The organism is Enterobacter chengduensis (genome assembly GCF_001984825.2).
GTDB classification, from domain to species: domain Bacteria; phylum Pseudomonadota; class Gammaproteobacteria; order Enterobacterales; family Enterobacteriaceae; genus Enterobacter; species Enterobacter chengduensis.
This window is the reverse complement of record NZ_CP043318.1, coordinates 3,963,048-3,989,087: the sequence shown is the minus strand read 5'-3', so window position 1 is coordinate 3,989,087 and position 26,040 is coordinate 3,963,048. Positions and strand designations below refer to the sequence as shown.

Annotated in this window: 27 protein-coding genes; 16 read left to right on the top strand and 11 right to left on the bottom strand. The window is 60.3% G+C overall.

Translation table 11 applies throughout. The features are described 5' to 3' along the window. The first annotated feature begins 4 nt into the window (after nt 1–4). The 4 genes from FY206_RS19270 to hycI are packed head-to-tail and all read left to right on the top strand — an operon-like array spanning nt 5 to nt 2,169. Nucleotides 5–547: a formate hydrogenlyase complex iron-sulfur subunit gene (locus tag FY206_RS19270; RefSeq protein ID WP_032643045.1), complete on the top strand. Its 543-nt coding sequence runs from the start codon at nt 5–7 to the stop codon at nt 545–547. Next, a complete protein-coding gene (locus FY206_RS19265) occupies nt 547–1,314 on the top strand; it encodes an NADH-quinone oxidoreductase subunit B family protein (protein WP_032643043.1) in 768 nt (255 codons plus the stop codon). Before FY206_RS19270 ends, FY206_RS19265 begins: the two co-directional genes overlap by 1 nt. Then, nucleotides 1,311–1,721 carry a formate hydrogenlyase maturation HycH family protein gene (locus FY206_RS19260; protein WP_023294422.1) on the top strand — a complete coding sequence of 137 codons (411 nt, stop codon included), beginning with the start codon at nt 1,311–1,313 and terminating at the stop codon, nt 1,719–1,721. Before FY206_RS19265 ends, FY206_RS19260 begins: the two co-directional genes overlap by 4 nt. Further along, a complete protein-coding gene (gene hycI, locus FY206_RS19255; protein ID WP_032643040.1) occupies nt 1,714–2,169 on the top strand; it encodes a hydrogenase maturation peptidase HycI in 456 nt (151 codons plus the stop codon). Before FY206_RS19260 ends, hycI begins: the two co-directional genes overlap by 8 nt. Before the next feature lie 88 nt (nt 2,170–2,257). Here the strand turns inward: hycI and FY206_RS19250 are convergent, their stop codons facing one another. Continuing rightward, the gene (locus FY206_RS19250; protein ID WP_032643038.1) at nt 2,258–3,682 is read right to left on the bottom strand and encodes a 6-phospho-beta-glucosidase; all 1,425 of its coding nucleotides are present in this window, start codon (nt 3,680–3,682) and stop codon (nt 2,258–2,260) included. Nucleotides 3,683–3,700: 18 nt separating this feature from the next. Continuing rightward, complete coding sequence (gene ascF / locus FY206_RS19245; RefSeq protein ID WP_032643036.1) at nt 3,701–5,152, bottom strand: PTS cellobiose/arbutin/salicin transporter subunit IIBC; 1,452 nt, start codon at nt 5,150–5,152, stop codon at nt 3,701–3,703. Between the two features lie 214 nt (nt 5,153–5,366). Here ascF and FY206_RS19240 point away from each other — a divergent pair, with 214 nt between their 5' ends. From FY206_RS19240 to FY206_RS19225, 4 genes are all read left to right on the top strand, one after another. Next, nucleotides 5,367–6,380, top strand: coding sequence for a LacI family DNA-binding transcriptional regulator (locus FY206_RS19240; RefSeq protein ID WP_032643035.1), 1,014 nt, complete (start codon nt 5,367–5,369; stop codon nt 6,378–6,380). Nucleotides 6,381–6,514: 134 nt separating this feature from the next. Beyond that, entirely contained in the window at nt 6,515–7,060 is a 546-nt protein-coding gene (gene hydN / locus FY206_RS19235; RefSeq protein WP_032643033.1) for an electron transport protein HydN, read from the top strand. Between the two features lie 6 nt (nt 7,061–7,066). Further along, the gene (gene hypF, locus FY206_RS19230) at nt 7,067–9,283 is read left to right on the top strand and encodes a carbamoyltransferase HypF (protein ID WP_032643031.1); all 2,217 of its coding nucleotides are present in this window, start codon (nt 7,067–7,069) and stop codon (nt 9,281–9,283) included. Between the two features lies 1 nt (nt 9,284). Continuing rightward, nucleotides 9,285–10,307 carry a HoxN/HupN/NixA family nickel/cobalt transporter gene (locus tag FY206_RS19225; RefSeq protein ID WP_032643029.1) on the top strand — a complete coding sequence of 341 codons (1,023 nt, stop codon included), beginning with the start codon at nt 9,285–9,287 and terminating at the stop codon, nt 10,305–10,307. A 71-nt stretch (nt 10,308–10,378) separates the two neighbouring features. On the opposite strand, the gene norW is transcribed toward FY206_RS19225, so the two are convergent. Together norW and norV are read right to left on the bottom strand one after the other, a co-directional pair. Further along, nucleotides 10,379–11,512 carry an NADH:flavorubredoxin reductase NorW gene (norW, locus tag FY206_RS19220; protein ID WP_032643027.1) on the bottom strand — a complete coding sequence of 378 codons (1,134 nt, stop codon included), beginning with the start codon at nt 11,510–11,512 and terminating at the stop codon, nt 10,379–10,381. Continuing rightward, on the bottom strand, nt 11,509–12,960 hold the full coding sequence (gene norV / locus FY206_RS19215; RefSeq protein ID WP_032643025.1) for an anaerobic nitric oxide reductase flavorubredoxin: 1,452 nt from the start codon (nt 12,958–12,960) through the stop codon (nt 11,509–11,511). The genes norW and norV overlap by 4 nt, the downstream gene beginning before the upstream one ends. Before the next feature lie 188 nt (nt 12,961–13,148). Between norV and norR the strand changes: the two genes are divergently transcribed. Further along, entirely contained in the window at nt 13,149–14,663 is a 1,515-nt protein-coding gene (gene norR, locus FY206_RS19210; protein ID WP_032643023.1) for a nitric oxide reductase transcriptional regulator NorR, read from the top strand. Here norR and gutQ read toward each other — a convergent pair. The 7 genes from gutQ to srlA form a co-directional block, all read right to left on the bottom strand. Beyond that, complete coding sequence (gene gutQ, locus FY206_RS19205) at nt 14,660–15,625, bottom strand: arabinose-5-phosphate isomerase GutQ (protein WP_032643021.1); 966 nt, start codon at nt 15,623–15,625, stop codon at nt 14,660–14,662. The two genes, norR and gutQ, sit on opposite strands and share 4 nt — an antisense overlap. Next, on the bottom strand, nt 15,618–16,391 hold the full coding sequence (gene srlR / locus FY206_RS19200; RefSeq protein ID WP_021241949.1) for a glucitol operon DNA-binding transcriptional repressor SrlR: 774 nt from the start codon (nt 16,389–16,391) through the stop codon (nt 15,618–15,620). The genes gutQ and srlR overlap by 8 nt, the downstream gene beginning before the upstream one ends. Nucleotides 16,392–16,454: 63 nt before the next feature. Beyond that, nucleotides 16,455–16,814 carry a transcriptional regulator GutM gene (gutM, locus tag FY206_RS19195; protein WP_032643020.1) on the bottom strand — a complete coding sequence of 120 codons (360 nt, stop codon included), beginning with the start codon at nt 16,812–16,814 and terminating at the stop codon, nt 16,455–16,457. A 127-nt stretch (nt 16,815–16,941) separates the two neighbouring features. Beyond that, nucleotides 16,942–17,721, bottom strand: a complete 780-nt coding sequence (gene srlD / locus FY206_RS19190) for a sorbitol-6-phosphate dehydrogenase (RefSeq protein WP_032643018.1) — start codon at nt 17,719–17,721, stop codon at nt 16,942–16,944. Between the two features lie 14 nt (nt 17,722–17,735). Continuing rightward, a complete protein-coding gene (gene srlB / locus FY206_RS19185) occupies nt 17,736–18,098 on the bottom strand; it encodes a PTS glucitol/sorbitol transporter subunit IIA (protein ID WP_032643016.1) in 363 nt (120 codons plus the stop codon). A gap of 12 nt (nt 18,099–18,110) precedes the next feature. Next, nucleotides 18,111–19,070 (bottom strand): PTS glucitol/sorbitol transporter subunit IIB, encoded by a 960-nt coding sequence (gene srlE / locus FY206_RS19180; protein ID WP_032643014.1) that lies wholly within the window; start codon nt 19,068–19,070, stop codon nt 18,111–18,113. Further along, nucleotides 19,067–19,630, bottom strand: coding sequence for a PTS glucitol/sorbitol transporter subunit IIC (gene srlA, locus FY206_RS19175; protein ID WP_003862164.1), 564 nt, complete (start codon nt 19,628–19,630; stop codon nt 19,067–19,069). The genes srlE and srlA overlap by 4 nt, the downstream gene beginning before the upstream one ends. 252 nt (nt 19,631–19,882) lie before the next feature. Between srlA and mltB the strand changes: the two genes are divergently transcribed. From mltB to recX, 7 genes are all read left to right on the top strand, one after another. Continuing rightward, a complete protein-coding gene (gene mltB, locus FY206_RS19170) occupies nt 19,883–20,983 on the top strand; it encodes a lytic murein transglycosylase B (RefSeq protein ID WP_168207693.1) in 1,101 nt (366 codons plus the stop codon). 272 nt (nt 20,984–21,255) lie between these two features. Next, on the top strand, nt 21,256–21,909 hold the full coding sequence (locus FY206_RS19165; protein WP_032643010.1) for a metal ABC transporter ATP-binding protein: 654 nt from the start codon (nt 21,256–21,258) through the stop codon (nt 21,907–21,909). After that, the gene (locus FY206_RS19160; RefSeq protein WP_032643008.1) at nt 21,906–22,766 is read left to right on the top strand and encodes a metal ABC transporter permease; all 861 of its coding nucleotides are present in this window, start codon (nt 21,906–21,908) and stop codon (nt 22,764–22,766) included. The genes FY206_RS19165 and FY206_RS19160 overlap by 4 nt, the downstream gene beginning before the upstream one ends. Before the next feature lie 14 nt (nt 22,767–22,780). Then, nucleotides 22,781–23,659, top strand: a complete 879-nt coding sequence (locus FY206_RS19155; protein ID WP_032643006.1) for a metal ABC transporter substrate-binding protein — start codon at nt 22,781–22,783, stop codon at nt 23,657–23,659. 128 nt (nt 23,660–23,787) lie between these two features. After that, entirely contained in the window at nt 23,788–24,285 is a 498-nt protein-coding gene (pncC, locus tag FY206_RS19150) for a nicotinamide-nucleotide amidase (RefSeq protein ID WP_032643004.1), read from the top strand. Between the two features lie 89 nt (nt 24,286–24,374). Beyond that, complete coding sequence (gene recA / locus FY206_RS19145) at nt 24,375–25,433, top strand: recombinase RecA (protein WP_032643002.1); 1,059 nt, start codon at nt 24,375–24,377, stop codon at nt 25,431–25,433. A 68-nt stretch (nt 25,434–25,501) separates the two neighbouring features. Then, nucleotides 25,502–26,002: a recombination regulator RecX gene (recX, locus tag FY206_RS19140; protein ID WP_032643000.1), complete on the top strand. Its 501-nt coding sequence runs from the start codon at nt 25,502–25,504 to the stop codon at nt 26,000–26,002. The last annotated feature ends 38 nt before the right edge of the window (nt 26,003–26,040 follow it).

Genomic DNA, 26,040 nt, shown 5'->3' with positions numbered 1-26,040 from the left:
CGCCATGTTTACCTTTATCAAAAAAGCGATAAAAACCGGCACGCCCACCAGCCGCTATCCGCTGGAGCCGATGCCGGTGGATAAAAACTTTCGCGGCAAGCCGGAGCACAACCCGCAGCAGTGCATTGGCTGCGCGGCCTGCGTCAACGCCTGCCCGTCGAACGCCTTAACGGTGGAAACGGATCTCAAAACCGGCGAGCTGGCCTGGCAATTTAACCTCGGGCGCTGCATCTTCTGCGGCCGCTGCGAGGAGGTCTGCCCGACGGTCGCCATTCGCCTGTCGCAGGAGTACGAGCTGGCGGTGTGGAAGAAAGAAGACTTCCTGCAGCAGTCGCGCTTTGACCTGTGCCACTGCCGCGTCTGCCGGCGTCCGTTCGCCGTGCAAAAAGAGATCGACTACGCCATCGCGCTACTGCAGCACAACGGCGATGCCCGCGCGGAGCAACACCGTGAAAGCTTTGAGACCTGCCCGGAATGCAAGCGCCAGAAATGCCTGCTGCCGTCCGACCGCATTGATATCACCCGCCATATGAGAGAGGCCAGCTAATGGAAAATTTACTCGGCCCGCGCGACGCTAACGGCATACCGGTGCCGATGACGGTGGAGGAGTCCATCGCCAGCATGAAGGCGTCGCTGCTGAAAAAAATCAAACGCTCGGCCTACGTCTACCGCGTGGACTGCGGCGGCTGCAACGGCTGCGAGATTGAGATCTTCGCTACGCTGTCGCCGCTGTTTGACGCCGAGCGCTTCGGCATCAAGGTGGTGCCGTCCCCGCGTCATGCGGACATCCTGCTGTTCACCGGGGCCGTCACCCGCGCCATGCGCTCGCCCGCGCTGCGCGCCTGGCAGTCCGCGCCGGATCCGAAAATCTGCATCTCGTACGGCGCCTGCGGCAACAGCGGCGGCATCTTCCACGATCTCTACTGCGTCTGGGGCGGTACCGACAAAATCGTGCCGGTCGACGTCTACATTCCGGGCTGTCCGCCAACGCCTGCCGCGACGCTGTACGGTTTTGCCATGGCGCTCGGCCTGCTGGAACAGAAAATCCACGCCCGCGCGCCGGGCGAGCTCGACAACCAGCCAGCCACTATCCTGCACCCGGATATGGTGCAGCCGCTGCGGGTGAAGGTTGACCGCACGGCGCGCAGGCTGGCGGGCTACCGCTACGGTCGCCAGATTGCCGATGACTATCTGCGCCTGCTGAGCCAGGGCGAACATCAGGTGGCGCGCTGGCTGGAGGCGGAAAACGACCCGCGCCTCAATGAGATCGTGGCGAACCTGAACAGCATTGTGGACGAGGCGCGTATCCGATGAGTGAAACGGTGGTGTTCAGCCAGCTGAGCCGTAAGTTTATTGATGAGAACGATGCCACGCCGGATGCGGCGCAGCAGGTGGTCTATTACAGCCTGGCGATTGGGCACCACCTCGGGGTGATTGACTGCCTGGAGGCGGCGCTGAGCTGCCCGTGGCCGGAATACCTGGCGTGGATTGCCACGCTGGAGGAGGGCAGCACGGCGCGGCGCAAGATGGAGGGCGTACCGAAGTACGGCGAGATCGTTATCGACGCCAACCACATTGCGATGCTCGCCAACGCCTTTGACGCGGCGCTCGGCAGGCAAACCCCGGAGCAGCAGGCGTGGAGCAAAACGCTGCTCGGCATGCTGCATGATATTCATCAGGAGAGCGCCATCTACCTGATGGTGAGGAGATTACGTGACTGACGTTTTACTGTGTGTCGGCAACAGCATGATGGGCGACGACGGCGCGGGCCCGCTGCTGGCCGAGATGTGCGCCGCGAAACCGCAGGGTAAGTGGGTGGTGATTGACGGCGGCAGCGCGCCGGAAAATGACGTGGTCGCCATCCGCGAGCTGCGCCCGGAGAGACTGTTAATCGTCGATGCCACCGATATGGGGCTCAACCCCGGCGAGATCCGCCTGATTGACCCGGACGACATTGCCGAAATGTTTATGATGACCACCCACAATATGCCGCTGAACTACCTGGTCGATCAGATTAAAGACGACGTGGGCGAGGTGCTGTTTTTGGGCATTCAGCCGGATATCGTTGGGTTTTATTACCCGATGACGCCGCCGGTGAAGGAGGCGGTGGACGTGGTTTATTTACGGCTTGCCGGGTGGGTTGGAGATGGCGGTTTTTCTCAGCTCTGAGCAGTGCCGGGTGGCGGCTACGCCTTACCCGGCCTACCAAACCCTTCTCCCTCTCCCTGTGGGAGAGGGCCGGGGTGAGGGCAACAGGCTACGCCAGATCCCCTCCGTTACTCGCAATCACCTTCTTATACCATCCGAATGATTTTTTGCGCTTCCGCTCCAGCGTGCCGTTCCCGGCATCGTCGCGGTCCACGTAGACAAACCCGTAGCGCTTGCTCATCTCGCCCGTTGAGGCGGCCACCAGGTCGATGCAGCCCCAGGTGGTGTAGCCCATCAGCGGCACGCCGTCCTCAATCGCGTCGCCCATCGCGCGGATATGCTCGCGCAGGTAGCTGATGCGGTAGTCGTCGTTGATCTCGCCGTTTTCATCAATGACGTCTTTCGCCCCGAGGCCGTTTTCCACCAGGAACAGCGGCTTCTGGTAGCGGTCGTACATCATGTTCATGGTGATGCGCAGGCCGAGCGGGTCAATGCCCCAGCCCCACTCGCTCACCTGAATGTGCGGGTTGCGCAGGGATTTGACGATGTTCGCGGCATTGGTATTGTTCGCGTTCATATCCGCCGACGCGCAGCGCGAGGCGTAATAGCTGAACGAGACAAAGTCGACGGTGTTTTTCAGCAGTTCGTCGTCGCCCGGGTCTTTCACAATCACCACGCCCTTCTCGCGGAACACGCGGGCAGAGTAGGCCGGGTAGCTGCCTCGCGCCTGCACGTCGATAAAGAACAGGTTCTCGCGGTCTTTCTCCAGCGCCATCCACACGTCTTCCGGCTTGCAGGAGTAAGGGTAGAAGTTACCGCCCGCCAGCATGCAGCCGACCTGGTTTTCCGGGTTCACCTCGTGGGCGATTTTGGTCGCCAGGGCGCTCGCCACCAGCTCGTGGTGCGCGGCCTGGTATTTCACCTGATCTTCGTTTTCGCCTTCCTCAAACACCAGCCCCGCGCCGGAGAACGGGCTGTGCAGCATGATGTTGATTTCGTTGAAGGTCAGCCAGTACTTCACCAGGCCGTTAAATTCCTCAAAGCAGGTGCGGGCGTAGCGGGCGAAGAAGTCGACCATCCTGCGGCTGCGCCAGGAGCCATACTCCGTTACCAGATGCATCGGCACGTCGAAGTGGCACAGGGTCACCAGCGGCTCGATGCCGTACTTTTTACACTCCTCAAATACCGCGCGGTAGAAGGCGATACCCTCCTGATTCGGCAGCGGTTCGTCGCCGTTCGGGTAGAGGCGGCTCCAGGCAATCGAGGTGCGGAACACCGTAAAGCCCATCTCCGCCATCAGGGCGATGTCTTCTTTATAGCGATGGTAAAAATCAATTGCCTCGTGACTCGGGTAGAACTCGTCGTCACGCAGCGAAAAACGCTTTTCCTTGCCGAGCTTCACCGCCAGACGGTTCGCGCCGTGGGGGATCATATCGACCGTCGTCAGTCCTTTGCCGCCTTCGCGGTAGGCACCTTCACTCTGGTTGGCGGCAAGCGCGCCACCCCATAAAAATCCTTGTGGAAAAACAGACATGCTTACCTCGCTTTCAATTTATGCTTTTGCTGCGTTGTTTTGTACCGGCGCGGTCTGCAGGGCGCGCGCTTTTTCGGCCTCGTCTTCAACCGGGATATCCTCAAACCCTAACAGCAGGGTCAGAACAAACGACAGCACCACTGCCAGCCCCATCACGCCGAACACCCAGACGATGGTCATCGGGTTGGCCGGATCGAAGAACTGCACGCTGGTGAACAGCCCCGGCGCCGCCATCGAGTGGCTGGCAAGACCCGCCATACCGGCTACCGCGCCGCAGATAAAGCCGCTGATCAGGCTTGCAATCAGAGGGCGCTTCAGGCGCACCGCCACGCCGTAGAGTGCCGGTTCGGAGATCCCCGCCATAATGGCGGAGGCCGCGGCCGCCAGCGCCGTCTGGCGTAGCTCCGGGTTTTTGGTTTTCCACGCCACCGCCAGCGACGAGCCGCCGAGCGACAGGTTGGCGCCGATTTCCGACGGCATCACCATCCCTTCTTTACCCGTCTCGGCAATGGTCTGAATGATGGTTGGCGTAAAGACGCGGTGCATCCCGGTCATGACCAGCAGCGGCCAGAGCGCGCCCATGATGGCGACGGAGAGCCAGCCCAGGTAGCCGTGAATGGTGTAGACCAGCGCGGAGATGGCGCTACCGATCCAGATGCCCAGCGGGCCAATCAGCACGATGGCGAGCGGGGCGGCAATCAGCACGATCAGCATCGGCTTGAGGAAGTTCTTCGTCACCGCCGGGGTAATGCGATCCACCCAGCGTTCGATGTACGACAGGCACCAGGTCATCACCAGCGCGGGGATGACGGTGTAGGTGTATTTCACCGCCGTCACCGGAATAAAGGCGAACTCAACGTGCTCGCCCTGCGCGGCCTTCGCCATCAGCTCGATAAAGCTCGGGTGCACCAGCACGCCCGCAATGGCGATCGCCAGCGACATGTTGGTTTTGAACTTCACCGCCGCCGAGGCCGCCACCATGAGTGGCAGGAAGAAGAACGCCCCGTCGCCAATCACCGTCAGAATGGTGAGCGTCGGCGCGCCCTTTGGCAGCACGCCGGTCATCTCGAGGATCATCGCCAGCAGCTTTACCATCGAGCCGCCGATGATCGCCGGGATCAGCGGGGACATGGTGCCGATCAGCGCGTCGAGGATCCCGGCGCCGATGCGGCGTAAGGTCATCTTCTGCGGCCCTTCCGGCACGGCGGGCTGCAGGTCAGTGGGCAGCAGGCTCACCACTTCGCGGTACGCCTGTGAAACGGTGTTGCCAATAATCACCTGGCACTGGTTGTCGTTGCGCACCACGCCGAGCACGCCGCTGATGTTTTTCAGGCGCGCGGCGTCGGTAAGGCTCTCGTCTTTCAGAACAAAGCGTAAACGCGTCATGCAGTGGGTGACGGCGACGATGTTCTCTTTGCCGCCGAGCGCGCTGATAACGTCGTTCGCCAGCGCAGCGTAATTTTTGGCCATCGGATGTGATCCTGTTATCGTTGTGAGAAGTGTAGGAAACCGGTTTCACATAATCATCATGAGTTTTCATGAATAAAACAAGATCGCTTTTTGACCATTTTTTCGTTTCGTGATGCAGATCGCGGTAGGGTGTCGAAAGCGTGATTTCGACGCCAGGACAATTTTTTTGCAGTGCAGTACACTGCGCTTCATCAGATTCAGACGGAATAACAACATGACCACGATGCTTGAAGTGGCGAAGCGGGCAGGCGTTTCGAAGGCCACGGTATCCCGGGTGCTGTCGGGAAATGGCTACGTTAGCCAGGAGACCAAAGACCGGGTGTTTCAGGCCATTGAAGAGAGCGGCTATCGCCCGAATTTGCTGGCGCGCAACCTGGCAACCCGGCGTACCCAGACGCTGGGGCTGGTGGTGACCAACACCCTTTATCACGGGGTCTACTTTAGCGAACTGCTGTTTCACGCCGCGCGCATGACGGAAGAGAAAGGGCGGCAGCTGATCCTTGCGGACGGCAAGCACAGCGCGGATGAGGAGCGCGAGGCGATCCAGTACCTGCTCGATATGCGCTGCGACGCGGTGATCATCTACCCGCGTTTCCTGAGCGTGGAACAGATGGACGAGATCGTCGAGAAGTGCGATCAGCCCATTATGGTGCTCAACCGCCGCCTGCGGAAAAACAGCAGCCACAGCGTCTGGTCCGATCATAAAGCCTCCAGCCTGGAGGCGGTGTCGCAGCTGATTGCCAAAGGGCACCGGGAGATCGCGTTTATTACCGGATCGCTGGATTCTCCCACCGGGGTTGAGCGTCTCTCGGGCTATAAGGACGCACTGGCGCAGCACGGTATTCCGCTGCGCGAGGGGCTGATTGCGCAGGGTAAGTGGAACCCCGCCAGCGGCGCGGCGGCGGTGTCCGAGCTGCTGGCTCGCGGCGAACGCTTTACGGCGCTGGTGGCGAGCAATGACGATATGGCAATCGGGGCTATGAAGCAGCTGCACGACAGCGGCGTCGCCACCCCGGACGCGGTATCGGTGATCGGTTTCGACGACGTGGCCATCGCGCCCTACATCGTGCCGTCGCTCTCCAGCGTGCGTATTCCGGTGACGGAGATGATCAAAGAGATCATCAGCCGCCTGATCTTCATGCTCGACGGCGGTGAGTTCAAATATCAGCAAACCTTCTCCGGCGAGCTGGTCCTGCGCGACTCGGTTATTGACGGCCCGCACCGCTGATGTCGACAGCTGTCATCGTCATAAGTGACGATGACAGCGCCGCTGTCATTTTTAAAACCATTTAAAATCAATGGCTTAATTATTGGCACGGTTTATGAATATCTCCGCGCATAACTGTAATGCTGGAGAAGCAGATGAACCGTTTTATTATGGCCGATGCCAGTAAGTGTATTGGTTGCCGTACCTGTGAAGTGGCGTGCGTGGTTTCCCATCAGGCGGAACAGGACTGCGCGTCGCTGACCCCCGACACGTTTTTGCCGCGCATCCACGTTATCAAAGGCGTGAATATTTCCACCGCCGCCATCTGTCGCCAGTGCGAAGACGCGCCGTGCGCGAACGTCTGCCCGAACGGGGCGATTAAACGCGAGAAAGGCTTTGTTCACGTGATGCAGGAGCGCTGCATCGGCTGTAAAACCTGCGTGGTCGCCTGCCCGTATGGCGCGATGGAGGTGGTTGTCCGTCCGGTGGTGCGCAACAGCGGCATGGGCCTGAGCGTGCGCGCAGACAAGGCCGAAGCCAACAAATGCGACCTTTGCTACCACCGTGAGGCCGGCCCGGCCTGTATGGAAGCCTGCCCGACGCACGCGCTGGTCTGCGTGGATCGCGACAAGCTGGAGCAGATGAGTGCCGAAAAGCGCCGTCGCGCGGCGTTCGACACGTCGTCATCACTGCTGTTCTGAACCGTCATGAGCAGCAACGGCGTTCAGCTGCGCGTGCGCGGCAAGGTGCAGGGCGTGGGGTTTCGTCCCTTCGTCTGGCAGCTTGCGCAGGCGCTTCAGTTGACCGGTGACGTCTGCAATGACGGAGAGGGCGTGCTGGTGCGTCTCGCGGGTAATGGGGGGGCCTTTACCGCGAGGCTGCATCAGGACTGCCCGCCGCTGGCACGCATCGATCGCGTGGAGGCGCAGCCGTTTACCTGGGCGCACGTGCCGGAGGACTTTACCATCCGCCACAGCGTGGGCAGCGCGATGAACACCCAGATTGTGCCGGATGCCGCGACCTGTCCGGCGTGTCTGGCTGAGATGCGCGACCCTGGCGAGCGCCGATACCGCTATCCGTTTATCAACTGCACCCACTGCGGGCCGCGGTTTACCATTATCCGCGCCATGCCCTACGACCGCCCGGCCACCTCAATGGCGCTTTTCCCGCTCTGCGCGCCGTGTGAAGCGGAGTACCGCAATCCTGCCGACCGCCGCTTTCACGCTCAGCCGGTCGCGTGTGCGGACTGCGGGCCCGCGCTGGAGTGGCAGGCGGGCGGGGTCACGGCTGCCCGCGAGGCTGCGCTGGGCGCGGCGGCGGCGATGCTGAAAAGCGGCGGTATCGTCGCGGTCAAAGGGCTGGGCGGTTTTCACCTCGTCTGTGACGCGCGTAACCCGCAGGCGGTTGCGACGCTTCGGGCACGCAAGCAGCGTCCCGCGAAGCCGCTGGCGGTGATGATCCCGCATGCGGACGATCTGCCGGAGACGATTCAGACGCTGCTGCGCTCGCCCGCCGCACCGATTGTGCTCACGCCAAAAGCCTGGCTGCCCGCGTTCCCGGAAGGTATCGCGCCCGGTCTGGACACCGTGGGCGTCATGCTGCCCGCTAACCCGCTGCAGCACCTTCTGATGATGGACTGCCAGCGCCCGCTGGTGATGACCTCCGGCAACCTCAGCGGCAGGCCGCCTGCCTTGACCAACCCGCAGGCGCTGGACGATCTCCGCGGCATCGCGGACGGCTTCCTGCTGCATAACCGCGACATCCTGCAGCGGATGGACGATTCGGTGATGGATCGCGACGGCGCGATGCTTCGCCGCGCGCGCGGCTTTGTGCCGGATGCCGTCACGTTGCCCGCGGGCTTTGAGAATATCCCCGCCATGTTATGCACCGGCGCGGAGATGAAAAATACCTTCTGCATGGTGCGTGGCAGCCAGGCGGTGCTGAGCCAGCATTTTGGCGATCTCGGCGACGAGGGTGTCGACGCGCAGTGGCGCGGCGCGCTCTCGCTGATGCAGGACATCTACGCCTTCCAGCCGGAGCGCGTGGTGTGCGACGCCCATCCGTCGTATCGCGTACACCGCTGGGCGCAGGCGCAGGGGCTGCCCGTTGAAACCGTGCTGCATCATCACGCCCACGCCGCGGCGTGCCTGGCGGAAAACGGCTGGCCGCTTGAGGGGGGAGACGCTATCGCCCTGACGCTGGACGGCATCGGCATGGGCGAAAACGGCGCGCTGTGGGGCGGAGAGTGCCTGCGGGTGAACTACCTGGAGTGCGAGCGTCTGGGCGGGCTGCCTGCCGTTGCGCTGCCGGGAGGCGATCTGGCGGCCCGGCAACCGTGGCGCAATTTGCTCGCCCACTGTCTGGCGTTTATCCCTGACTGGCAGCGCTATCCGGAAACGCGCGCGGTTCAGCGCCAGAACTGGCCGCTGCTGGCGACGGCGATCCGGCGCGGTATCAATGCGCCGCGGGCGTCGTCCTGTGGCCGCCTGTTTGATGCCGTCGCCTGTGCGCTGGGTATCGAAACCCAATCCTGGGAGGGTGAGGCGGCCTGTCGGCTGGAAGCGCTGGCATCGCAGTGCGCGGGTGTCGATCACCCGGTGACGCTGGAAGCGGAAAACCTCGCGCTTTTCTGGCAGCAGTGGCTGAGCTGGCAGGAGGAGCCCAGCGCGCGCGCGTGGGCGTTTCACGACGCGCTGGCAAAAGGGCTGGCGGAGCTCGCCGCGCGCCATGCCCGGCGCCTGTCGCTGTCGACAATCTGCCTCAGCGGCGGGGTGCTTCACAACCGTCTGCTGCGCGCGCGCCTGCGTCATTATCTTTCTGACTTTACGCTTCTTTTTCCTTCGCGCCTGCCCGCAGGCGACGGAGCGATCTCCTTCGGGCAGGCGGCGATCGCCGCCGCCCGGTCATGTTTACAAAGGACTTAAAATGTTACGACTCTTACGCAATGAACCTCGCGCCGCGCTTCTGCTGCTGGCTCTGATAATGGCAAACCTGCTGGCCTGGGGATGGGCATGGCACACCTTTAGCGGCAGCACGGCGCTGATGGCCGCCAGCCTGCTGGCGTGGGGCTACGGGCTGCGTCACGCGGTGGACGCCGACCACATTGCCGCCATTGATACCGTGACGCGTAAGATGATGCAGCAGGGCCAACGCCCGTCCGGCGTGGGGGCGTGGTTCTCGCTGGGACACTCCACCATCGTGGTGCTGGCCTCCATTGCCATCGCCGCCACCGCCACGGCGTTTCAGAAAAACATGGCATGGTTCCACGAAACCGGCAGCCTGATTGGCACCGCCGTTTCGGCCACCTTCCTGCTGGCGATGGCGCTGGTGAATATGGTGATTTTGCGCGGCGTCTGGCGTAGTTTTCAGGCGCTGAAAAGCGGCAGGCCGGTGCAGGGCGATATCACCCTGCCCGCGCAGGGCGGCGTCATGAACTGGCTGTTTGGCAAAACCTTCCGCCTCGTCAATAAAAGCTGGCAGATGTACCTGGTGGGCTTCCTGTTCGGCCTCGGGTTTGATACCGCCACCGAAATCGGCGTGCTGGGGATCTCTGCCGCCAGCGCCTCCAGCGGAATGTCGGTGTGGTCAATCATGATCTTCCCGGCGCTCTTTGCCAGCGGCATGGCGCTGGTGGATACCCTCGACAACCTGCTGATGGTCGGCGCCTACGGCTGGGCGTTTAACAAGCCGCAGCGCAAGCTCTACTACAACATGACCATCACCGGCACCTCCGTGGTGGTGGCGCTGTTTATCGGCGGTCTGGAAGCGCTGGGCCTGCTGATGGATAAATTTGCCCTCAGCGGCGGCGTGTGGGATCGGGTTGGCGCGGTGAACGACAATATGGGCAACGCCGGGTTTGTGGTGGTCGGGCTGTTTGTCGCCTGCTGGCTGATCTCCATGGTCAACTACCGCTGGCGCGGCTACGACGCGCTGGTGGTGCGTTCCTGAATTTTTGCCTTAACTCTCTTTTTGTTGTTTTGTAGGCCGGGTAAGCGCAGCGCCACCCGGCGATACGACGGTTAAGCAGGTAGCGATTTCAGCAGCGCGAACGCCTCCTTCATTCTCTCTTCGCTCACCACAAAGGCGCGCAGTTGGTCATCTGCGTCGATGCCGCGCGCCACCATCCCCTGTGATTCAATGGCGATTTGCCAGCTCAGATCCTGTCGCTGCGTTTCTCCCGCAAGGTGCAGCGGCAGGTCCGGCGTTTTCACCTTCACCAGCATGGGAGGTAATTTCAGCGGCGCGCTGCCGCCGAGCAGGTTTTTCGCCAGATACATCGCGCTTAATTGAATTGGCTGTAAAAAGGGCAGTACCTGACCGTTAATTTCAGCGCAGTCGCCTAACGCGTAAATATCGGGCTGCGTAGTTTGCAGGTAGCTATTTACCTTCACGCCACGACCTGTTTCGGCGCCTGCGCGATGCGCCAGCGCGGTTTCCGGACGCAGGCCCGTCGCGGCCACCACGGCATCCACCTCAACGCTGCGGCTGCGGTCGAGCGTGGCACGAATACCGCCTTCAGTTTTGCTCAGATTTTGCAGCTGCGATTTTAATAGCAGATGCACCCCCATGTCGGTCAGGCGATGCTGTAAGCGGCTGCTTACTTCTGCGGGCATCAGCGCCGACAGAATGCTCGCCGCGTGGTCAACCAGGGTAACGGTTTTGCCCGCGCGGCAGAAATCCATCGCCAGCTCGGTACCTATCAGCCCGCCGCCGACGATCATCACCCGCTGCGCATCGCGAAGCCCCGTTTCGCTGGCCTGATACTCCTGCTGGCTGTTGAGCGTCATCATCAGCTCGCGGCCTTCAACAGGCGGCACAAACGCAGAGGCTCCCGTGGCCAGCACCAGCCTGTCGTACCGCCAGGTTTTCTCTTTCGACTTCACTACGTGCGCGGCGGCGTCGATATCGGTGACCCAGGTGTAGGGAAAAAGGCGCAGGTTAAACTGCTCCGCGAACTCCCCCGCCGTCTGGCGGGTGAGGTCTTCGGCGCGCTGATTCTGGCTGATGACGTGGCTTAAATCGGGCTTGTTATACTCATCCATGCTGTCGGCGGCGATCGCCGTCACCGGCACGCTGGCGTCCTGCTTGCGGATATTTTTCACCAGCTGGCGGGCGGCAAAGCCCGAGCCGATGATGACGATTCCGTTGCTCATTTTGCCTCCGTACCCAGTTCGTCAAAGACGTCTTTACCGAGTGAACATTCCGGGCAGAGGAAGTTGTCCGGCACGTCCCGCCACGGCGTGCCCGGGGCAACGTCCTGCAGCGGTTCGCCCCGTTCCGGGTCGTAAATCCACTGGCAGACGCTGCACTGCATGCGCGGGCCGAGATCGGCGGCTGCCGCGGCGGCGCAGACGCAGGCTTCCTGCTGTTCGGTGGGTTTGGCTGCCGCTACTTCCGGCAACGGAGCGAGCGCCCACTGACGGGCAATGTCGCGGCCGTGCTGGCGGCAAATTTCCAGCGCGTCGATATCCGGGCGCCATTTCGCCTTCAGGCTCAGGGACATCTCAAAACCGGCATCCTGCAGACGGGTAGAGAGGCGATCTACCGCGCCGCCGCTCCAGCCGTGGGAGCCAAAAGCGCTGGCGCGCTTGTTGCGAAAACGCAGGCCGGTCATCTCCTCCACCAGACCGGCAATTTTCGGCATCATCACGTTGTTCATGGTAGAGGTGCCCACCAGCACGCCCTTAGAGCGGAAGACGTTGGTCAATACCTCGTTCTTATCGCTGCGCGCCACGTTGAAGATCTTCACCGCCACGTTCGGATCCACTTCGTTGATGCCCTGGGCAATGGCGTCCGCCATCATGCGGGTGTTGTTGGACATGGTGTCGTAGAAAATCGTGATGCGATCTTCCTGATAATCTGCCGCCCACTTCAGGTACAGCTCAACGATCTGGGTTGGGTTCTCGCGCCACACCACGCCGTGGGAGGTGGCAATCATGTCCACCGGCAGGTTAAAGCCGAGGATTTCGGTAATTTTTGGCGTCACCAGACGGCTGAACGGCGTCAGGATGTTGGCGTAATAGCGCTGGCACTGCTCAAACAGCTCGGTCTGATCCACCTCGTCGTTGAACAGGCGTTCGTCGCAGTAGTGCTGGCCGAAGGCGTCGTTGCTGAACAGCACCGCGTCGCCGGTCATGTAGGTCATCATGCTGTCCGGCCAGTGCAGCATCGGGGTTTCCACGAAGATCAGCCGTTTGCCGTTGCCGATATCCAGCGAGTCGCCGGTTTTGACGGTATGGAAGTTCCACTCCGGATGGTGGTGGTGGCCGTTGATCGAGTCGATGGCGTTGGTGGTGCAGTAGATCGGCGTGTTCGGAATGTACGACATCAGCTCGGTCAGCGCGCCCGCGTGATCCTCTTCCGCGTGGTTAATGATGATGTAGTCGATGGCGTCCAGATCGATTTCACCGCGCAGGTTCTGCACGAACTCGCGGCTGAACTTGTGATCGACGGTATCGATCAGCACGTTTTTACCTTCACGGATGAGATAGCTGTTGTAGCTGCTGCCGCGCAGCGTTTTATATTCCGTCCCGTGGAAATCGCGCACTTCCCAGTCACGTTGACCGACCCAATGAATGTTATTTTTAACCAGAATAGACATAGCAAACCTCAGCGTAATATCGCGTTTTTCAAATAGGATGGTTTGCTTATATCAAGCTGCGTGCCAACTTTTAATCTATTGATTTTAATTGATTAATTTTTTCATGATCCGTAAGAGGTAGTCATAATGACTACCAATAACAGTGTCAATATGACAACATGGGTTGTCAAAATGACAGCGAGGTCATCATGAGTTTTTCCGTAGACGTGCTGGCGAAGATCGCCATTGAGCTGCAGACCGGTATCGGCCATCAGGACCGCTTTCAGCGGCTGATCTCCACGCTGCGCCACGTGCTGGCGTGCGACGCCTCGGCGCTGCTGCGCTACGAAGGACGGCAGTTTATTCCGCTGGCTATCGACGGGCTGGCGAAGGACGTGCTCGGACGGCGTTTTACCCTGGAGGGCCACCCGCGGCTGGAGACTATTGCCCGCGCGGGGGACGTGGTGCGCTTCCCGGCGGACAGCGACTTGCCCGACCCGTACGACGGGCTGATTCCAGGCCAGGAGAGCCTGAAGGTGCACGCCTGCATCGGCCTGCCGCTGTTTGCCGGACAAAACCTGATTGGGGCGCTGACCCTCGACGGCATGTCGCCGGACCAGTTCGACACCTTCAGCGATGAAGAGTTGCGCCTCATTGCGGCGCTGGCTGCCGGGGCGCTTAACAACGCGCTGCTGATTGAACAGCTGGAGAGCCAGAATATCCCTCCCGGCAGCCCGGCGGCGTTTGAGCAGGTCACGCACACGGAGATGATCGGTCTTTCGCCGGGCATGGCGCAGCTCAAAAAAGAGATCGAGATCGTTGCCGCCTCTGATTTGAACGTGCTGATCTTCGGGGAAACCGGCACCGGCAAGGAGCTGGTGGCGAAGGCCATCCACGAAGCCTCACCGCGCGCGGTTAATCCGCTGGTATACCTCAACTGCGCCGCGCTGCCGGAAAGCGTGGCGGAAAGCGAGCTCTTTGGCCACGTGAAAGGGGCGTTTACCGGGGCCATCAGCAACCGCAGCGGCAAGTTCGAAATGGCCGATAACGGCACGCTGTTTCTCGATGAGATTGGCGAACTCTCCCTGTCGCTACAGGCTAAACTCCTGCGCGTGCTGCAGTACGGCGACATTCAGCGCGTGGGGGACGACCGCAGTCACAGAGTGGACGTTCGCGTGCTGGCGGCAACGAACCGCGACCTGCGTGAAGCGGTGCTGGCCGGGCAGTTCCGCGCCGACCTGTTCCACCGCCTGAGCGTGTTCCCGCTTACCGTGCCGCCGCTGCGCGAACGGGGTGAAGACGTGCTGCTGCTGGCGGGCTATTTCTGCGAGCAGTGCCGACTCAGAATGGGGCTTTCCCGCGTGGTACTCAGCCCGGGGGCGAGGGCGCATCTGCTGGGCTACGGCTGGCCGGGCAACGTGCGCGAGCTGGAGCATGCGATTCATCGCGCGGTGGTGCTGGCGCGGGCGACGCGTTCGGGGGATGAAGTGGTGATCCACGCGCGCCATTTTGCGCTGCAGGATGAAACCGCACCGCCTGTCGTCCAGGCTGCGCCAGAGAGAGTGAATGAAAACCTGCGTGACGCGACAGAGGCATTCCAGCGTCAGATGATTACCCGCGCGCTGGAGCAGAACAGCCGCAGCTGGGCGGCGTGCGCCCGGGCGCTGGAGATGGACGTCGCCAACCTGCACAGGCTGGCGAAGCGTCTTGGGCTGAAGGGTTAGATAATCCCCGCCTGGTAGAAGTCCTGCAGGTTGATGGCGCCGCACAGCCTGCCGAAATCATCCACCACCGGTGCGGCGGTGATTTTGCGCTTCATCAGCACCTCTTTGGCCTCAATGGCGCGGCTCTCGGCATTGAGCGTCAGCCCGCCCTGAGTCATGGCGTCCGATACGTTGGTTTCCAGCCTGCCGCCGCCCACCAGCCAGCGGCGCAGGTCGCCGTCGGTAAATACGCCTTTGACGTAACCGTCGTTGTCGCAGACCGCCACCAGCCCCAGCCCGGTGCGGCTCAGTTCCAGCATCGCGTCCATCACGCTGGTATCGAGTTTGACCTGCGGAATGGCATCGTCGGTGCGCATCAGGTGGTGAACCTTGTTGAGCAGGCGCGCGCCGAGCGCGCCCGCCGGATGCGAGCGGGCGAAATCTTCTTCGTTAAAGCCGCGCGCCTGCATCACCGCCATCGCCAGCGCGTCGCCCATCATCAGGGTATTAACGGTGCTGGAGGTCGGAGCAAGGTGCATAGGGCAGGCTTCACGCTCAACGGAAATATCCAGCGTCGCCTTGGCGGCCAGCGCCAGCGGCGAGCGGGATTTTCCGGTCATTGCCAGCAGGGAGACCGATTTCTCCTGCAGGCGCGGAATGATGAGATCCAGCTCTTTCGCCGAACCGGAGTAGGAGATAAACAGCATTACGTCGCGGCTCTCTATCATCCCCAGATCGCCGTGCAGCGCCTCGGCGGGATGCACGAAGAAGGCCGGGGTGCCGGTGCTGGCCAGCGTCGCGGCAATCTTTTTGCCGATGTGGCCGGATTTACCGATGCCCGCCACGATCACTTTGCCTTCGCAGTGGATAATGGTATTGGCGGCGCGGACAAAATCCTCGCCCAGACGTTCCGGCAGGCGGCTGGCTTCCTGCAGCTCCAGCATCAGCGTCTGGCGGCCCGTTTCTAACAGAAAATCACTCATCTCTCTCTCCGGTTACGATCACGTCGATGCCTTTCTCTTCCAGCGCTTTCCTGAACGCCGGATCGATACCCGCGTCGGTAATCAGCTTGTCGACGCTTTCCAGGCTACAGACAATGTTGGGGCTTTTGCGGCCAAACTTCGACGAGTCCGCCATCAAAATCACTTCCCGCGCGGCGTTGCACATGGCTTTACTGACGCTAAACACCTCGTTGAACGTCGTAACGCCCGCGTTCAGGTCGATGCCGTCCGTGCCCATGAATAGCTTATCAAAGCTGAAGTGGTCGAAGGCGTTCTCCGCCAGCTGACCGTGAAACGACGCCGATTTTTTGCGGAAGGTGCCGCCGGGCATCAGGATGGTCTGCTCGCTGTCGAATTCCGACAGGGCGTTAACGATGTGCAGGCTGTTGGTCATCACCGTGATGTTGTTAAAGCGGCTGAGCAGGGGGATCATCTGCAGGACGGTGCTGCCAGCGTCAAGGATAATCGAGTCGCCATCGTGGATAAATTTCACCGCCGCTTCGGCGATAAGCGCCTTCTGGTGGGTGTTGATCAGCGTTTTGTGATCGATTGGCGGGTCCGCTTCGTCCTTATTGAGCACCACGCCGCCGTAGGTTCGAATAACGGCACCCGAGTTCTCAAGCAATACCAGGTCCTTGCGTATTGTCGTGCCGGTGGTGTCAAAGTAGTGGGCCAGATCCTCTACCGAGCATTTTCCCTGCTTTTGCAGATGTTCCAGAATGGCCGCCTGCCGCTGACGAGGTTTCATAGGCGCTTCGTTCCTTAGGTTGCGAAATGATAATTTCGCAAGCCTATAGCTTTCACAACGAAATTATCCATGTTTCAGATTAAGCGCTAATGATAGTGCATTCTGACAGAGCGGATCATGGGGAAAGATCACATCAGGCCGCAATTCCTGCAGCGAAATGCCGTTGATTGCCTGGATTTTCACCGGACGCGCGAAGACGGTCAGGCCGCGCATTATCAGGGAATCGCACACGCGATCGTGTTCATCCAGCGCAACGGCGACCACCACGCGCGGTTTAAAGCGTCCGCCGGAACGTCCGACGCCCACGCGGCCTTTCTGGCACAGGGCATCAAACGCGCGGTTGAACTGGTGGATCTGCCAGCCACCAAACGCCATCTGGCAGAGCCAGGCGAGGGCGGCGAGGGTGATGAGTGTTGTTACCATGTTGGCTCCTTATTTTTCCCCTCACCCCGTCCCTCTCCCCAAAGGGGCGAGGGGGAAAAGGCTGCATCTGGCCGTCCCGTCTCCCCTCCGGGGAGAGGGTTAGGGTGAGGGGGAACAAACCGCTCGATCAGAACATCACCTGCCCGCCGGTGACGTTAATCGACTGTCCGGTGCAGTACGAGGCTTTCGGGCTGGCGTAAAACAGCAGCATGTTCAGCACGTCCTGATAGTCGCACCCGCGCTTCAGTGGCACTTTGTCGATGTAGTACTGCTCCACTTCCTCCGCCTTGATGCCGAGCTTGGTGGCGTACTGCGGCAGCAGGGACTGGAACATCGGCGATTTCAGCAGGTTGCCCAGCATCAGCGAATGCACGGTAATGCCGTATTCGGCGAGATCCAGCGCCAGAGACTGCGTCAGCCCCACGCCGCCAAACTTCGCCGCGCTGTAGCCGGAGTTGTGCTTGCTGCCCACCTTCCCGGATTTTGAGTTGATCTGAATGATGCGCCCCTGAATGCCGTCGCGGATCATCAGGCGGGAAAACTCGCGGGCGCAGAGGAAATAGCCCACCAGATTCACCTGCAGCGAGCGGTCAAAATCCCCCAGTTCGAAATCGCTGATAAAGGCCGCTTTCGCAATTCCCGCGCTGTAGACCAGCAGGTCGGTACGGCCAAAAATCTCGTCCACCCCCCGGGCCAGCGCCATTACGCTCTGCTCGCTGGTGGCGTCGGCACCAAACCCGTACGCCATCCCTTCACCAAACTCGGTGTTGATGGCGTCCGCCACGCGGGCGGCTTTTTCACTCTGAATATCCACTACCGCGACGCGGTAACCTTCTGCGGCAAGCCCACGGCAGAGGAACTCGCCTAAGGTTTGTCCCCCACCAATGACAACGGCAACCTGACTCATGTCTATCTCCTTAATTACGCAACAAATTTTAACGTGCAGCCTGGGGTGACGGCCTGCGGAACGGGGCCGTCCACGTGAACCGTGCCGGGATATTCCGCCTGCGGCCGACCGTCGAAACGCAGGGTGATATGGCCCAGCTCGCGCAGGTTTTGCTCGGCCACGTCGCCGACGGCGGTCACGGCATAGCGCGTCTCGCCCAGCTCCAGCTGGCTCCCGGCCTTCAGCTCGCCCTTAAGCTCGCCGTGGCAGTGGATAAAGCAAAACTCTTCGATATCCGCCGGGGCCCCTTCGCGGAAGGTGATCAGCATTCGATCGCTCAGCGCATCCGCTGCGCTCTGGCCGATGCGGGTAATGGTGGTCTGATAAATCACGGTCATCGCAGGAACCTCTTATTGATAGATAAAGCCGGAGACAAACCAGGCAATCAGCACCGTCGGCGCGCCCGTCAGGAAGCGGCTCACCAGCACGGACGGCACGCCCACGCGCACGGTGTCCTGATGCGCTTCGGCCAGCGACAGCCCAACGGGGATGAAGTCGCACGCCGCCTGGGCGTTAATGGCAAACAGGGCGGGCAGGGCGAGGTGCGGAGGAATGTTCCCCAGCCCAATCTGCACGCCAATCAGCACGCCGATAACCTGAGCAATCACCGCCCCCGGGCCGAGGAACGGCGACAGCAGCGGGAAGGAGCAGATCAGCGCCAGCGTCACCAGCCCGAGCGGGTGGCTGGCGAGCGGGGCGAGGCCGTGGGCAATCCAGTCGCCCAGGCCGGACGCCATGATGATGCCGATCAGCGCCGAGACGAACGCCATAAACGGCAGGATGGTTTTCAATACCGTGTCGATGGTGTCGCGCCCGGACTGGAACAGCACCGCCACGGCGGAACCCATCCCCATCCCGACCTTCGCCAGCAGGCCGTCACTCTGCTCGGTGATTTTCTTGCTGGTGTCGTACTCGCGCGGGGCCGCTTTTTGCGGCGCGGCAGTGCCATTCACCAGCGTGATGTTGTCCTCCTTCACGCCCGACACATAGATGTCTTCAAGGATGTACTGCGCCAGCGGGCCGGATTTTCCGGTGGAGTGAATATTTACCGTCGGAATGCGGCGCTTCGGATAGATGCCGCAGCGCAGCGTGCCGCCGCAGTCGATCACCGCCACGCCGATTTCCGCTTCCGGCGGCTCGCCTTCCTTGAAGCCGTCGACCGCTTCCCAGCCGGTCAGCTCGCGTAGCCTGTCGACGATCGCCGGGCGCGTGCCCGCGGTGATGTAGACGATCTTTTTGCCTTCGGTGGCGTCGAACTCCAGCGGGCCGCCCCAGCCGCCCGTGCCTTTCTCTATGCGGATCCGGTTCATGCTGTGGCTCCTGAAAGATGGACTTTCTGTTCAAGCTGGATGCCCATTTTTTTCTCAAAAATGGCGGTGGTGAGGTCTGTGACCCAGCCGCGGAAGAAGTTGGTGACCAGGCCGACCAGCAGATAGCTGACCGCCAGCGGACCGAGCGGCAGGCCAAGGGTGGTCAGGCCGCTGGCGATCCCGAGGTAAACAAACAGCTCGCCGGGGTTGATGTGCGGGAACAGGCCGTTCATGGAGTGGCAGCTGTAGGAGGCGGCGGCGTAGTAGCTCGGCTTGTACTTTTCCGGCATGAACCGACCGAGGCTTAAGGTCATCGGGTTACAGAACACGAAGGTGCCGATGAACGGCAAAATCAGGTAGCGGGACAGCGGGTTTCCGGCACAGCGCTGGGCGAAGCGTTCAATGCGCTGCTGGCCGATAAAGTTAATCAGCGCGTTCATGATCACCAGCAGGCTGATCAGCAGGGGCAGGATCCCGGTCACCATGCCGGTGAACACTTCTCCGCCTTTCTGAAACAGCCCGATGAACCACTCGGCGCCGTGGGTAATGGTTTCTATCATTCTTCTCTCCTGTGGGGCTTTTTTGTTTTTGTCTGACTGGGCTAATAATAATCACTTTGAAAGGTTTTAAAGTGTGTGTTAGATCTCACAATGAAAGAAAAATGGATTATTTTGAAAGTTTATTGATGGGGTCAATGGTTTTCGGTGGAAAAAAGCGCGGATTTGCGTGGGGGTGGTGCGTACCGCTTCCTTGAGGTGTTGCGGATGCTTTACCATACTGGGTTCTTATCGAACCCGTTAAATGGATGTCTCATGTTCAAGCGTCGTTATGCAGCGCTCTTGCCTGCGCTTATTCTGCTGTCTGCCTGTAGTAGCAAACCTAAGACCGAAGCCGTTCAGCAAACGGCGGGCGCGCCTTCCGGAGGATTCCTGCTGGAGCCGCAGCACAACATGATGCAGATGGGCGGCGACTTCGCGAATAATCCGGCGGCCGAGCAGTTCATCGATAAAATGGTCAGCAAACACGGCTTTGACAGACAGCAGCTGCACGAGATTTTGTCTCAGGCCAAGCGTCTGGACTACGTGCTGCGCCTGATGGACAGGCAGGCGCCAACGGCTCAGGTACCGAGCGGGCCGAACGGGGCGTGGCTGCGCTATCGCAAACAGTTTATTACCCCGGACAACGTGCAAAACGGCGTGGCGTTCTGGAATCAGTATGAAGATGCGCTCAACCGCGCGTGGCAGGTCTACGGCGTGCCGCCGGAAATCATCGTCGGGATTATCGGCGTGGAAACCCGCTGGGGCCGCGTGATGGGGAAAACCCGCATCCTCGACGCGCTGGCGACGCTCTCCTTTAACTACCCGCGCCGTGCTGAGTATTTCTCTTCCGAGCTGGAAACCTTCCTGCTGATGGCGCGCAGCGAGCAGGACGATCCGCTCGATCTGAAAGGGTCGTTTGCCGGTGCGATGGGCTACGGCCAGTTTATGCCGTCCTCCTATAAACAGTATGCGGTCGACTTTAACGGAGATGGCCATATCAACCTGTGGGATCCGGTGGATGCCATCGGCAGCGTGGCGAACTACTTCAAAGCCCACGGCTGGACGCCGGGTGGCCAGGTGGCGGTGCAGGCAAACGGCGAGGCGTTTGGCCTGGAAAACGGCTTTAAAACCAAATACAGCGTCGCGCAGCTGACGGCGGCGGGCTTAACGCCAACCCAGCCGCTGGGCAACGTTGACCAGGTAAGCCTGCTGCGTCTGGACGTGGGAACCGGCTATCAGTACTGGTACGGTCTGCCGAACTTCTACACCATCACCCGCTATAACCACAGCACCCACTATGCGATGGCCGTGTGGCAGCTGGGGCTGGCGGTCTCGCAGGCCCGCGTCCCGGCGGCGTCACCGTTTAGTCAGTAAGTCGTCTTATTCCTCCCTCTCCCTTTGGGAGAGGGCTGGGGTGAGGGCACCCCGCGCCCATCAAGGTTCTTGCAGAAACATTTCGCCACACTCCCTTTCCAAACCCGCCATTTACATCTTAATCATCTTTCATTATTGTTATGTTATAACATTTAATGTGGTATCAACATGTCTACTACCCTTTTCTCTCTGTCTGCGCCGATCCGGGTTTTGCTGGCGCTGGCGCTGATTATTTTTATCGCGCTGGCCGTGCGTTGGGCGGTGGCGCTGCCATGATCCTGATGAACGAACTGGTCGCAGGCTATGAACGCCAGCCCGTGACGCGGCCTCTCTCGGGCACCATTGAACGCGGAAGCATGACCGCCATCATCGGCGCTAACGGCTGCGGGAAATCCACGCTGCTGAAAACGCTCGCCGGGTTTATTCCTCCCGTGAGCGGCGGCTTCCGCTGGCAGGGGAAGCGCCCGGTCATCGGCTGGCTGGCACAGCGTCACGCGCTGGAGGCGCAGTTTCCGCTGACCGTACAGGATGTGGTAGGCATGGGCTGCTGGCCGGGCATTTCGCTTTTTTCCGGGTTTCGTCGCGAAACGCGGTCGCGCATTGCCAGCGCGCTGGAGCGCGTTGGGCTTGAGTCCATGGCGCTATCCACCATCGATGAACTCTCCGGCGGCCAGTTTCAGCGCATGCTGTTTGCCCGCGTCCTGGTGCAGCAGGCGCCACTGGTGATGCTCGATGAGCCCTTTACCGGGGTTGATGAAACCACCTGCAACGTGCTGATGGATGTGATGCTGGAGATGTATATGCAGGGACAAACGCTGCTCGCGGTACTGCACGACAGCGAGCGCGTATCGCGCCACTTCCCGCAGACCTTACGCCTGGATGCTGACGTTCCCCAGTGGAAAACCGAACGGGTGAGGGTGGCATGATCTGGCACATATTCTTCCAGCCGTTTATTGAGTACGGCTTTATGCGCCGGGCGCTGGTGGTCTGCCTGGCGCTCTCCGTCAGCACCACCGCGCTCGGCGTGTTTCTTCAGCTGCGTCGGATGAGCCTGATGGGCGACGCGCTTTCTCACGCCATTTTGCCGGGCGTCGCCGTGGGGTATTTACTCAGCGGTATGTCGCTGCTGGCGATGAGTATTGGCGGTTTTATCGCGGGCATTACCGTGGCGCTGCTGGCCGGTTTGGTCAGTCGACGCACGCCGCTGAAAGAAGATGCCAGCTTTGCCGGGTTCTATCTGGGTTCGCTGGCGCTGGGGGTCACGCTGGTGTCGCTGCGCGGATCGAATGTCGATCTGCTGCATCTGCTGTTTGGCTCCATCCTCGCCGTGGATAACGACGCCGCCCTGTTTGTCACGGGCGTGTGTATGTTCACCCTTATCATGCTGGCGCTGTTCTATCGCGGTCTGGTCACTGAAGCGTTTGATACCGCCTGGCTACAGGTGAACGCCCGCTGGCTGCCTGGCGTGCTGCACGGACTGTTTCTGGCGCTGCTGGTGCTTAACCTGGTGGCCGGTTTTCAGGTGCTCGGCACGCTGATGGCCGTCGGGCTGATGATGCTTCCGGCCGTGGCGGCACGCTGCTGGGTGCGCACGTTACCGGCGTTACTCCTGATGGCGGGCATCAGCGGCATTCTCTGCGCATGGCTGGGGCTGAGCCTCTCCTGGGCGATGAGTCTCCCGGCCGGGCCATCCATCGTGCTGACCGCCAGCGCGCTGTTTTTTATTTCCATTTTATTGGGTACGCGAAGCAGGCTCGCTGGCAGTCTGCGGGCGTATTTTTAACGCAAGGGGAAACGATGAAACGTACAGGATTAGCAGTGGCGCTCGCGCTGGGGATGATGTCGTACGGCGTGATGGCGAAAACGCTGAATGTGGTCATCAGCTTTTCGATACTGGGGGACATCACGCAGGAGGTAGGCGGTGACCATGTGAAGGTGACGACGCTGGTCGGGCCGGACGGCGATCCGCATACCTTCGAACCGTCGCCGAAAGACAGCGCGGCGCTGAGCAAGGCTGACGTGGTGGTGGTCAACGGCCTGGGGCTGGAAGGGTGGCTCGACCGTCTGGTGAACGCTTCCGGATTTAAGGGGCAGCTGGTTGTGGCCTCAGCCGGGGTGAAAACCCACACGCTTGAGGAAGATGGCAAGACCGTGACCGACCCGCACGCGTGGAACAGCGCGGCGAACGGGGCGCTGTATGCGCAAAATATTCTGAACGGGCTGGTGAAAGCGGACCCGGAGGACAAAGCGGCGCTGGAGGCGTCAGGCAAGCCGTATATCGCGCAGCTGACGCAGCTGGACGGCTGGGCCAGAACGCGCTTTAGCCAGATCCCGCAGGAAAAGCGTAACGTGCTGACCAGCCATGACGCGTTCGGCTATTTCAGCCGCGCCTACGGCGTGACGTTTATGGCGCCACAGGGGCTCTCGTCGGAGAGCGAGGCGAGCGCGGCGCAGGTGGCGGAGATTATCAATCAGATCAAAGCCGACGGCGTAAAAACCTGGTTTATGGAAAACCAGCTCGATCCGCGTCTGGTGAAACAGATTGCGTCGGCGACAGGCGCACAGCCTGGGGGGGAACTTTACCCTGAAGCCCTGTCGGCAAAGGGTGGGGTGGCCGACACCTACGTTAAGGCGTTCCGTCACAATGTGAATACGCTTGCCAGCAGCATGAAATAACCCTCCGCAGCCGGTGCATCCGTACCGGCTTTTTTCTGAAGCCCCCTCGTAAAACCTGAAGCGCATCCCCACATCTGACGAGAAAGTGCTATCTTGTGCAGCACGTTTTTCTGATGCCTGGAGCGAGAATGACTGACCATGAATTGATGCAGCTTAGCGAGATCGTTGGCCTTGCCCTGAAGCAGCGCGGCGCGACAATCACCACCGCGGAGTCCTGCACCGGCGGCTGGGTGGCGAAGGCGATTACCGATATTGCCGGCAGCTCCGCCTGGTTTGAACGCGGTTTTGTGACCTACAGTAACGAAGCTAAAGCGCAGATGATTGGCGTGCGCGAATCCACGCTGGAACAGCACGGCGCGGTCAGCGAGCCGGTGGTGATCGAGATGGCGATTGGCGCGCTCAAAGAGGCGCGCGCAGATTACGCGATTTCCATTAGCGGTATTGCGGGCCCGGACGGCGGCAGCGACGTGAAGCCGGTTGGCACCGTCTGGTTTGGCTTTGCCACCTCAAAAGGTGAAGGCATTACCCGGCGGGAGTGCTTTAGCGGCGATCGTGAAAGCGTGCGCCGTCAGGCAACGGAATATGCGTTAAAAACGCTCTGGCAACAATTTCTACAAAACACTTGATACTGTATGACTATACAGTATAATTGCACCAACAGAACAGAAATCCACGGTGAAGCACAGTCGCTTCTCCCGGCATGACAGGAGTAATAATGGCTATCGACGAAAACAAACAGAAAGCGTTGGCGGCAGCACTGGGCCAGATCGAAAAGCAATTCGGTAAAGGCTCCATCATGCGCCTGGGTGAAGACCGTACCATGGATGTGGAAACGATCTCCACCGGTTCGCTTTCTCTGGATATCGCGCTGGGCGCGGGCGGTCTGCCAATGGGCCGTATCGTAGAGATCTACGGGCCAGAGTCCTCCGGTAAAACCACCCTGACGCTGCAGGTGATTGCTGCGGCTCAGCGCGAAGGTAAAACCTGTGCGTTTATCGATGCCGAGCACGCGCTGGACCCTGTTTATGCGCGTAAACTGGGCGTGGACATCGACAATCTGCTGTGTTCTCAGCCGGACACCGGTGAGCAGGCGCTGGAAATTTGTGACGCGCTGGCGCGCTCGGGTGCCGTTGACGTTATCGTGGTCGACTCCGTTGCCGCACTGACGCCAAAAGCGGAAATCGAAGGCGAAATCGGCGACTCTCACATGGGCCTCGCGGCACGTATGATGAGCCAGGCGATGCGTAAGCTGGCGGGTAACCTGAAGCAGTCCAACACGCTGCTGATCTTCATCAACCAGATCCGTATGAAAATTGGTGTGATGTTCGGTAACCCGGAAACCACGACCGGTGGTAACGCACTGAAATTCTACGCCTCTGTCCGTCTGGATATCCGCCGTATCGGTGCGGTAAAAGAGGGTGAGAACGTGGTGGGTAGCGAGACCCGCGTGAAGGTTGTGAAGAACAAAATTGCCGCACCGTTCAAACAGGCTGAATTCCAGATCCTCTACGGCGAAGGGATTAACTTCTACGGCGAGCTGGTTGACCTGGGCGTGAAAGAGAAGCTGATTGAAAAAGCGGGTGCCTGGTACAGCTACAACGGTGACAAAATTGGTCAGGGTAAAGCGAATGCGATTTCCTGGCTGAAAGAGAATCCGGGTGCGGCGAAAGAGATTGAGAAGAAGGTGCGTGAGCTTCTGCTGAACAACCAGGACTCCAAACCTGATTTCGTGGTCGATGCCGCGGATGCTGAAGAAACCAACGAAGACTTTTAAATCTCTCGTTTAAAAATGAAGGGCTGCTGATGCGGCCCTTTTTGCATTTCTGAATGTGCAGGTTTTTTATGAGTGAACCGACAACACGTCGAACCGCGTTTGCGCGCTTACTGGACCGCGCGGTGCGCATCCTGGCCGTTCGTGACCATAGCGAACAGGAGCTGCGGCGAAAACTGTCGGCTCCGGTAATGAGCAAAAACGGGCCGGAAGAGATTGATGCCACCGCGGAAGATTATGACCGCGTGATTGCCTGGTGCTATGAACATCGTTACCTTGATGACGAACGCTTTGCCGCCCGCTTTCTTGCCAGCCGCGGCCGTAAAGGCTACGGGCCCGCGCGCATCCGCCAGGAGCTGAACCAGAAAGGCGTGGCCAGAGAGTCGATTGAAAAAGCGATGCGCGAATGCGACATTGACTGGTGCGATCTGGCGAAAGAGCAGGCGATTCGAAAGTACGGCGAACCGCTGCCGCGCGATTTTTCAGATAAAGTCAAAATCCAGCGCTTTTTGCTCTACCGCGGCTTCCTGATGGAAGATATTCAGGATATCTGGCGTAATTTTGCCGATTGAACGCATGCGGGATTTTACTTCCCTCCAAAGAAAACTTA

Bases quoted from the DNA above. Each gene is read 5' to 3' on its own strand.
- hypF (WP_032643031.1), top strand. From the start codon at position 7,067: ATGAGCAGCAACGGCGTTCAGCTGCGCGTGCGCGGCAAGGTGCAGGGC.
- FY206_RS19155 (WP_032643006.1), top strand. From the start codon at position 22,781: ATGAAACGTACAGGATTAGCAGTGGCGCTCGCGCTGGGGATGATGTCG.
- srlA (WP_003862164.1), bottom strand. From the start codon at position 19,630: ATGATAGAAACCATTACCCACGGCGCCGAGTGGTTCATCGGGCTGTTT.
- norW (WP_032643027.1), bottom strand. From the start codon at position 11,512: ATGAGCAACGGAATCGTCATCATCGGCTCGGGCTTTGCCGCCCGCCAG.
- norV (WP_032643025.1), bottom strand. From the start codon at position 12,960: ATGTCTATTCTGGTTAAAAATAACATTCATTGGGTCGGTCAACGTGAC.
- norR (WP_032643023.1), top strand. From the start codon at position 13,149: ATGAGTTTTTCCGTAGACGTGCTGGCGAAGATCGCCATTGAGCTGCAG.
- FY206_RS19265 (WP_032643043.1), top strand. From the start codon at position 547: ATGGAAAATTTACTCGGCCCGCGCGACGCTAACGGCATACCGGTGCCG.
- FY206_RS19165 (WP_032643010.1), top strand. From the start codon at position 21,256: ATGATCCTGATGAACGAACTGGTCGCAGGCTATGAACGCCAGCCCGTG.
- srlD (WP_032643018.1), bottom strand. From the start codon at position 17,721: ATGAGTCAGGTTGCCGTTGTCATTGGTGGGGGACAAACCTTAGGCGAG.
- gutM (WP_032643020.1), bottom strand. From the start codon at position 16,814: ATGGTAACAACACTCATCACCCTCGCCGCCCTCGCCTGGCTCTGCCAG.
- srlE (WP_032643014.1), bottom strand. From the start codon at position 19,070: ATGAACCGGATCCGCATAGAGAAAGGCACGGGCGGCTGGGGCGGCCCG.
- recA (WP_032643002.1), top strand. From the start codon at position 24,375: ATGGCTATCGACGAAAACAAACAGAAAGCGTTGGCGGCAGCACTGGGC.
- srlR (WP_021241949.1), bottom strand. From the start codon at position 16,391: ATGAAACCTCGTCAGCGGCAGGCGGCCATTCTGGAACATCTGCAAAAG.
- FY206_RS19260 (WP_023294422.1), top strand. From the start codon at position 1,311: ATGAGTGAAACGGTGGTGTTCAGCCAGCTGAGCCGTAAGTTTATTGAT.
- FY206_RS19250 (WP_032643038.1), bottom strand. From the start codon at position 3,682: ATGTCTGTTTTTCCACAAGGATTTTTATGGGGTGGCGCGCTTGCCGCC.
- FY206_RS19270 (WP_032643045.1), top strand. From the start codon at position 5: ATGTTTACCTTTATCAAAAAAGCGATAAAAACCGGCACGCCCACCAGC.
- FY206_RS19160 (WP_032643008.1), top strand. From the start codon at position 21,906: ATGATCTGGCACATATTCTTCCAGCCGTTTATTGAGTACGGCTTTATG.
- srlB (WP_032643016.1), bottom strand. From the start codon at position 18,098: ATGACCGTGATTTATCAGACCACCATTACCCGCATCGGCCAGAGCGCA.
- gutQ (WP_032643021.1), bottom strand. From the start codon at position 15,625: ATGAGTGATTTTCTGTTAGAAACGGGCCGCCAGACGCTGATGCTGGAG.
- mltB (WP_168207693.1), top strand. From the start codon at position 19,883: ATGTTCAAGCGTCGTTATGCAGCGCTCTTGCCTGCGCTTATTCTGCTG.
- FY206_RS19240 (WP_032643035.1), top strand. From the start codon at position 5,367: ATGACCACGATGCTTGAAGTGGCGAAGCGGGCAGGCGTTTCGAAGGCC.
- hydN (WP_032643033.1), top strand. From the start codon at position 6,515: ATGAACCGTTTTATTATGGCCGATGCCAGTAAGTGTATTGGTTGCCGT.
- ascF (WP_032643036.1), bottom strand. From the start codon at position 5,152: ATGGCCAAAAATTACGCTGCGCTGGCGAACGACGTTATCAGCGCGCTC.
- FY206_RS19225 (WP_032643029.1), top strand. From the start codon at position 9,285: ATGTTACGACTCTTACGCAATGAACCTCGCGCCGCGCTTCTGCTGCTG.
- pncC (WP_032643004.1), top strand. From the start codon at position 23,788: ATGACTGACCATGAATTGATGCAGCTTAGCGAGATCGTTGGCCTTGCC.
- recX (WP_032643000.1), top strand. From the start codon at position 25,502: ATGAGTGAACCGACAACACGTCGAACCGCGTTTGCGCGCTTACTGGAC.